This window comes from Mesorhizobium sp. Cs1321R2N1 (genome assembly GCF_037179725.1).
Taxonomy (GTDB): domain Bacteria; phylum Pseudomonadota; class Alphaproteobacteria; order Rhizobiales; family Rhizobiaceae; genus Mesorhizobium; species Mesorhizobium salmacidum.
In genome coordinates, this window is record NZ_JAPYKP010000059.1 from 26017 (window position 1) to 32469 (window position 6453).

The window sequence follows — 6453 nt, forward strand, 5'->3', positions numbered from 1 at the left end:
AAAGAGGAGACCGCCATGTCCTATGTCGATGGCTTCGTGCTTGCCGTGCCGAAGGCAAATCTCGATGACTACAAGAAGCTGGCCAATCTCACAGGCCCCATATGGATGGAACACGGCGCGCTCGCCTATGTCGAATGTGTCGGCGACGATGTGCCCTATGGCGAGCTGACCTCGTTTCCGCGCGCCGTTCAGGCCTAGGACGACGAGATCGTCGTTTTCTCCTGGGCCGTCTACAAGTCCAGGCAGGATCGCGATGCTGTGATGGCCAAGGTGATGGCCGATCCGCGCCTGAAACCCGATTGGGGAACCATGCCCTTCGATGCCAAGCGCATGATCTTCGGCGGCTTCCAGCCCTTCATGCAGCTTTGAGCAGCTGGCGCAACGGCAGGGTTGGCAGATTGCAGCCCTTTGCGGTTGACCGAAACCCTCGTTAGGTAGTCATCCACGGGCGGAGCGGGAGCGATGCGGACGCGTAGACCCGAGGATGACGAAGTTCAGACGCTTCGCGCCGACCGACGATCGGTGTGCTAATCCAGCTTGTCGAGCAGCGGCTTCAGCCTGTCGCCATAGCGCTTCCACAGATCGACCGAGCCCTGGTACATCGGGTGGCGCACCTGCGCGGCGGATGCCGTGCGCACCGGCCTGTCGGTCTGGTGGAACGACAGCACGGCATCCTCCCATGGCAGGCCGAGATAGTCGATCAGCGCCCGGCTCTGCCCGTCCTGGTCGGCGACGAAATCCTCGTAGCGCACATCGTGCACGACGCCGGGCAGCACCTTGTGCCAATGCGCCATGATGTCGGTATAGAGATTGTGGAAATCGGCGAGCTCGCCGAGGTCATAGCCATAGCGGTGGCTGTCGCCGCGGAAATGCACCTTGTAGATCGACAGGCATGTCGCCGCCGCATCGCGGGCGCAGTGGATGATTTTTGCCTTCGGCAGCATCATATGGATGAAGCCGACGAGCAGGAAGTTGCCCGGCATCTTGTCGGTGACGTGGCGCATATGCGGATAGCGGGCATGGAGCATGTCGAGATAGGCCTGCCCCGCCTCGGCGAAATCCGCATCGTCCGTGTCGGCCACGCCCCAGGGAAAGCCGCCCGGCATGTTCGACGGGAACTGCCTGCCGACCGCCGTCTTCAAGATGCCGAGCTCGCCCGCGCCGTAGACTTGGGCGTGGCTGGCGATGATCTGTTCGACCAGCGTCGTACCCGAACGCGGCATGCCGACGACGAAGATCGGCGCATCGTCGGTGATCGGGCTCGGTCTGTGCTTTTCGAAGAAGCCGGCATCGAACACCGTCTTCATCGCCTCGAATTCGGCACGTGTCTTCACCGGATCATAGTCGATGCCCTTGCGGCGGATGGCATTGCCCTCGGCGAAGTAGTCGAAAGCCTTGCCATAATCCTTCAGATCGTCATTCGCCTTGCCGAGGCCAAACGACAGCTGCATGCGTGCTAGGCTGTCCTGCGGCGCCTTGGCGTGCTGCGCCTCCATGCCGGCCAATTCGGCATCGCGCTCCTTCTGGCGCTTGACCTGCGTCAGCATCAGCCACGCGCGGGCCATGGCGGGCTGGATCGCCACCGCCTGCCGGAACAGGTCGGCCGCCTCGTCGAGCTTGCCCTTCTCCATCAGCCCGACGCCCAGTCCGTGCAGCAGGTCGGCATCCTTGGGCCGAATGGTCAGTGCCTCTTGGAAAACAGCCAGCGCCTCGTCGAGGCGTCCGGCTTCCTGCAGGGTTTCGGCAAGCCCAATCCGCGCGCGCACGTGGAATGGATTGCGCTGCACCGTGCCGCGACAGATGTCCTCGGCCTCCTCGAACCGGCCGATCTGCTTCAGCGACGAGCCGAGATTGTCGCGCGCCGCAAGCTGCTCCGGCCGCAGATCAACCGCGCCGCGGAAGAAATCGATCGCCGCGGTGACACGGCCCAGATCCCGCATCACCGTGCCGAGATTGTTGAGGAAGTCGGGGTTCGTCGGCTGCAGTTGAACCGACTGTTCCAGGAAATCCATCCCTTCTTCGCTGCGCCCGGTCTGGTGCAACAGCAACCCCAGGAAATGCGCCGCGGCCGCATGTTTGGGCTGACGCGCCAGCACTTGCCGGTAGATCGCTTCGGCCTCTTGCCGGCGCCCGGCCTGGTGCAGTTGCAGCGCCTGCTGCACATACTGGTCGAGGCCCAGCGGCGGCTGGCCTCCCGCGCCAGACTTGGCCGCGCCAGATTTGGCCGCGCCAGATTTGGCTCCCGCACCCGCCGCTCTTCTCTGATCTCTGTTGATGGGACACCTGCCGTGTTATGCGCCTGCCGCGATCTAGGCCATCGGCGCTACAGGTTCAAGGCTTTGCTTGGTTCTGTGCCCTACATCGCGGTGAAAGCGGTCAGATCAGGCGATTGGTCTCGGCAACCTGCCTGGCCCGCCTCACAGTGCCATCGGTATCGGAGATCGTTCGCCTTGCCGCCTCGTCGCTTCTGATGGTCAGCCGCGCCGATTGGACGACCATCGGCTTTCCGGCAGCGCCAATGGCGTACGTGGCGCTTGGCTTGACGATGGGATTGATTGCCACGCTCTTCCCTTTCGAAGTTCTGAATGAATCCATGGTTTTATCCCTTTCAGAAAAAATAAAATTACAGGCGCCGAGTAAATATTCGGCGCGCTTCCGAGACATTTTTGAAGATATCTGAGCCGTAGCAGAATTATTCCAAAATTTATAGCCGTCTATTTTTGAAATCGAAGCGAGGAATTCCATAATTCTTCTTGAATGAAGCTCCAAATTGAGCTATATAGGAAGATATCGTTTGGGCCAGAATTGGCATCTCGCGGCGTCAGAGGTTCTAGACCCGCCAATCTCATTCCAGATGCCGATACCGGACGCGCGGCACATTCGCCGTGTCCCTGTTTTTTTTGCTCTCAAGCCGCTGTTTGCGTGACGCCACAAGGCGGGAAATATCAGGACAATGCCGGACCGCACCACCCGTTCCATCGCCCATTTCACCGCGCCGTTCGTGCTCGCTGGCCTGGAAGGACACTGCCGGCTGGCCACTACGACATCGATCACGACGAAGAGTTGATCGAGGGCATGTCATGGCTTGCCTGGCGCCGCGTCGCTACTTTCATCCATCTGCCGGCAAGGGCGATGAACAATCCGCTCACCAGCCAGCTTATCGCCATCGACTACCTGGACCTCGAGACCGCGCTGGTGCGCGACCGGGAGAATGCAGCATGATCCGTTTTCAACAGAATGCGCGTCCGCGCACCGACACCCCCTCGCATCTCTTTGCCATCGGCCAGACCGTGCGTATGAAAAGCCGGACCGGCCTGCTCAACAAAACCGCGGAACTGTTCGAGATCAAGAGCAGGCTGCCGGTCAAGGACGGTTCCCCGCAATACCGTATCCGCAGCGAGCAGGAGACCCACGAACGGGTCACCACGGAAGACAATCTCGAACTGGCCGACAATCCGGCCGCCTGAGCGGAAGGGCTTCAAACACCCACTATAGGCGCGAGCCGGGTTACGCCCCGTCAGCACGGCCCGTCGCCGACGATGCGATAATCCGAGGCACGTTCGCAGCCTCTGTCGGGAAATGACCGGGATCAGTGAGGGCCTCGCCGCGCGTTGCCGGCAATCATCACTTCTGGCCTATATATGACCACGACCGTGGGCCGATGACCCCTCGGGCAACGAAGCCTATTTGCAGCCGGTCGACGCTCTGATCGGTCGATTTTTTTGCGTCGGATGCGCTCGTGGCGGCGGCCCGCGGCGCTATCTTGCAACGTTCACGTTTCCGTGCGATAAATTCTGTGTTCGGGCATTTGCGACCCGGAGAGCGGAACGTTTTGGACGACCTTTCCCCGATACTGTGAATCTCTGACGGCCCCGTTTTTCGGCGGGGGGTTTTGACCATGCGCCAATGCATGACTGCCGAAGCAACCACCAGGAACTGCCCTCGACGCCAGGTGGCGGGCAGGACCACCAAGACTGAACGGGTGAAGGAGTTTCCCCAATGGCCCAGACCGGCACCGTTAAATTCTTCAATGCGACCAAAGGCTTCGGTTTCATCACGCCCGACGGCGGCGCCAAGGACGTGTTCGTCCACATTTCAGCGATCGAGGCCTCGGGCCTGCGCACGCTGGTCGACGGCCAGAAGGTCACCTTCGACGTCGAGCCGGATCGCATGGGCAAGGGCCCGAAGGCGGTCAACCTGCGCGCAGCCTGAGCGATCGGCGCGCCGCACATCCCAGGCGGATGGGCGATCGAGGAGCTTGACCAGCACCTGGGCAGGCAGACAGATTTTTGAAAGGCGCGGCGGTTTTCGTCGCGCCTTTTTCACGTCTGTGGCGCAGCATAAACGCATGTCATCTGGAAGTTCATCCGGTCCGGGCCAATGACACGCGTCATAACAAGCACTTAAAGCGCGACGTCCTTCAAGTGCCCGGAAAACTTTCACTTGCCGATAGGGCTAAAATAAAGGACAAATTTCCATTCGGGCATTTGCCGGCCCGAGACTGGAGTTTATGGGATCAAAGGAGCTTCCCATGCCGCAGACCGGCACCGTCAAATTCTTCAACCATGCCAAAGGCTTCGGCTTCATCACACCGGATGATGGCGCGAAGGATGTCTTCGTCCATATTTCGGCCGTGCAGGCGTCGGGTCTTCCCGGTCTCGAAGATGGGCAGAAAGTGACATTCGACACCGAGCCGGACAAGCGCGGCAAGGGACCCAAGGCCGTCAACCTGTCGGTCGGCTGAGCCGGCTTCGCACCGACGCCTGCTCCGGCAGGTCTGGTCAGCGCCCCGTAGGCGCGGGTTTGATGTCGAGAAACAAGGCGTGCGGTCAAATTTTCGTTCAGCCCCCGTTCAGCCACGGTCCCATATTAATCATTCGTAAAGCCGGACCGCATCCCCTGCAAAACTGCACGGCCCGGCACGAAGGAGACCAAGATGAACCGAATTTTCAAGACAGCCGTGCTGTCCGCCGCCGTGGTCGCCACCACGCTGGGGACCTTTTCGGCGGCCAATGCCGATGACTGGCGCCGTTGGCACCATCACGGCCATGGCCATGGCGATGCTGTCGCGGCCGGCGTTCTCGGCCTTGCCGCCGGCGCGCTGATCGGTGGCGCGTTGGCCAATGACCGGCCGCCGCCCGATTCCGACCGTTATTACGATGACGGCTATTATGATCGTGACGTGCGGATACGCCCGGCCCCGGTGCGCCGCTACTACGTGGAACCGCAGGTGGTCTATGCCGACCGCTATGCCGAACCGTGGACGCGCGGCTGGTACGAGTACTGCTCGGACCGATATCGCAGCTTCAATTCCCGGACCGGCACCTTCACCGGCAGTGACGGCGAACAGCATTTCTGCACCGCCAACTGAGGCTTCCCTGCCCCAAACAAAAAAGCGCTGACCGCAAGGCCGGCGCTTTTTTGTTATCGGCTTGCTAATGCATGTCGCCCGGAAGTGCCCTCGGTTCCGGGATAACGACATGCATAATCAGAAGTTTACAATCATATTTGCCGCGACATGCTGTAGGCGTTGGAACCCGGAGCCGGTTCAGATCTCATTCAGGTCAAAAACGGATTGGTTCGCCGTTCCTCGCCGAAGCGCCCGCCGGGACCGTGACCGCAAATGAAGCCGATGTCGTCGCCAAGCGGCAACAGCTTGTCCTTGATCGAGGCGATGAGTGCCGCGTGGTCGCCGCCCGGCAGGTCGGTGCGGCCGACCGAGCCGCGAAATAGGACGTCGCCGACATGGGCGAATTTGGCGGCGCGGTTGTAGTAGACGACATGGCCAGGCGCATGGCCGGGGCAATGCAGCACCTCGAATACATGGCCGCCAAATGACACCGTCTCGCCTTCTGTAAGAAACCGGTCGGGCACGCAATTGCGCACACCGCCGATACCGTAGCGCCTGCCCTGGTTCTCCAGATTGTCGAGCAGCATCTTGTCGGCTTCATGCGGGCCGATGATCTCGATGCCGAGTGCTCCCTTCAACTCCATGGCGCCGCCGGCATGGTCAATATGGCCGTGCGTGATCCAGATCGCCTCGGCCGTGATCGCATTGTCCTTCAACACCCCCAGCACCTTGTCGATGTCGCCGCCGGGATCGACCACCACGCCGTGCTTGTCATCCATGTCGAACAGGATGGTGCAGTTCTGCTGGAACGGTGTGACCGGCACGATGCCGGCATTGAGCTGACCCATGATCGTCCTTTCGCTGTGTCAGCGATCATGTAGAGACATCGGTCAAAACCGTCCACAGCCGGAAGGTCAAACAGTGCGTGTCCAAAAAGAAATGGGCGGCCGAAGCCGCCCATTTGCCAGCCCGAGATTGGCAGGCTTATTTCTTCATGGCGCCCATGACCGCGCCCAGGATGCCGGTCAGGATCGCGCCGCCGCCGGCGCCACCGACGATGTTCTGCAGGTTGAGCGCGCTGCCCAGGCCGCCGGTCGCCGCCG

8 protein-coding genes and 1 pseudogene are annotated in these 6453 nt (G+C 61.1%); 6 read left to right on the top strand and 3 right to left on the bottom strand.

Annotated elements, in window-relative coordinates:
• Positions 1-15 precede the first annotated feature (15 nt).
• Positions 16-369, top strand: a pseudogene (locus O7A61_RS16765) (DUF1428 domain-containing protein).
• A gap of 158 nt (positions 370-527) precedes the next feature.
• On the opposite strand, the gene O7A61_RS16770 reads toward O7A61_RS16765, so the two are convergent.
• Complete coding sequence (locus O7A61_RS16770; protein WP_337130754.1) at positions 528-2162, bottom strand: tetratricopeptide repeat-containing sulfotransferase family protein; 1635 nt, start codon at positions 2160-2162, stop codon at positions 528-530.
• Positions 2163-2376: 214 nt separating this feature from the next.
• A complete protein-coding gene (locus tag O7A61_RS16775) occupies positions 2377-2745 on the bottom strand; it encodes a hypothetical protein (RefSeq protein WP_337130755.1) in 369 nt (122 codons plus the stop codon).
• A gap of 177 nt (positions 2746-2922) precedes the next feature.
• On the opposite strand from O7A61_RS16775, the gene O7A61_RS16780 reads away from it, so the two are divergent.
• From O7A61_RS16780 to O7A61_RS16800, 5 genes are all read left to right on the top strand, one after another.
• Positions 2923-3222 (top strand): hypothetical protein, encoded by a 300-nt coding sequence (locus O7A61_RS16780; protein ID WP_442921081.1) that lies wholly within the window; start codon positions 2923-2925, stop codon positions 3220-3222.
• Positions 3219-3467 carry a hypothetical protein gene (locus O7A61_RS16785; protein WP_337105816.1) on the top strand — a complete coding sequence of 83 codons (249 nt, stop codon included), beginning with the start codon at positions 3219-3221 and terminating at the stop codon, positions 3465-3467. Before O7A61_RS16780 ends, O7A61_RS16785 begins: the two co-directional genes overlap by 4 nt.
• 532 nt (positions 3468-3999) lie before the next feature.
• Positions 4000-4212 (top strand): cold-shock protein, encoded by a 213-nt coding sequence (locus O7A61_RS16790; RefSeq protein WP_006202520.1) that lies wholly within the window; start codon positions 4000-4002, stop codon positions 4210-4212.
• 319 nt (positions 4213-4531) lie between these two features.
• On the top strand, positions 4532-4744 hold the full coding sequence (locus tag O7A61_RS16795; RefSeq protein ID WP_008877668.1) for a cold-shock protein: 213 nt from the start codon (positions 4532-4534) through the stop codon (positions 4742-4744).
• Positions 4745-4936: 192 nt separating this feature from the next.
• Positions 4937-5371 (top strand): BA14K family protein, encoded by a 435-nt coding sequence (locus tag O7A61_RS16800; RefSeq protein ID WP_140712449.1) that lies wholly within the window; start codon positions 4937-4939, stop codon positions 5369-5371.
• Positions 5372-5559: 188 nt separating this feature from the next.
• On the opposite strand, the gene O7A61_RS16805 is transcribed toward O7A61_RS16800, so the two are convergent.
• Positions 5560-6198: an MBL fold metallo-hydrolase gene (locus O7A61_RS16805; RefSeq protein ID WP_337130756.1), complete on the bottom strand. Its 639-nt coding sequence runs from the start codon at positions 6196-6198 to the stop codon at positions 5560-5562.
• Positions 6199-6453 lie beyond the last annotated feature (255 nt).

Excerpts from the sequence above, each read along its gene's own strand:
- O7A61_RS16775 (WP_337130755.1), bottom strand. The coding sequence starts at position 2,745 with ATGGAATTCCTCGCTTCGATTTCAAAAATAGACGGCTATAAATTTTGG.
- O7A61_RS16785 (WP_337105816.1), top strand. The coding sequence starts at position 3,219 with ATGATCCGTTTTCAACAGAATGCGCGTCCGCGCACCGACACCCCCTCG.
- O7A61_RS16790 (WP_006202520.1), top strand. The coding sequence starts at position 4,000 with ATGGCCCAGACCGGCACCGTTAAATTCTTCAATGCGACCAAAGGCTTC.
- O7A61_RS16795 (WP_008877668.1), top strand. The coding sequence starts at position 4,532 with ATGCCGCAGACCGGCACCGTCAAATTCTTCAACCATGCCAAAGGCTTC.
- O7A61_RS16800 (WP_140712449.1), top strand. The coding sequence starts at position 4,937 with ATGAACCGAATTTTCAAGACAGCCGTGCTGTCCGCCGCCGTGGTCGCC.
- O7A61_RS16805 (WP_337130756.1), bottom strand. The coding sequence starts at position 6,198 with ATGGGTCAGCTCAATGCCGGCATCGTGCCGGTCACACCGTTCCAGCAG.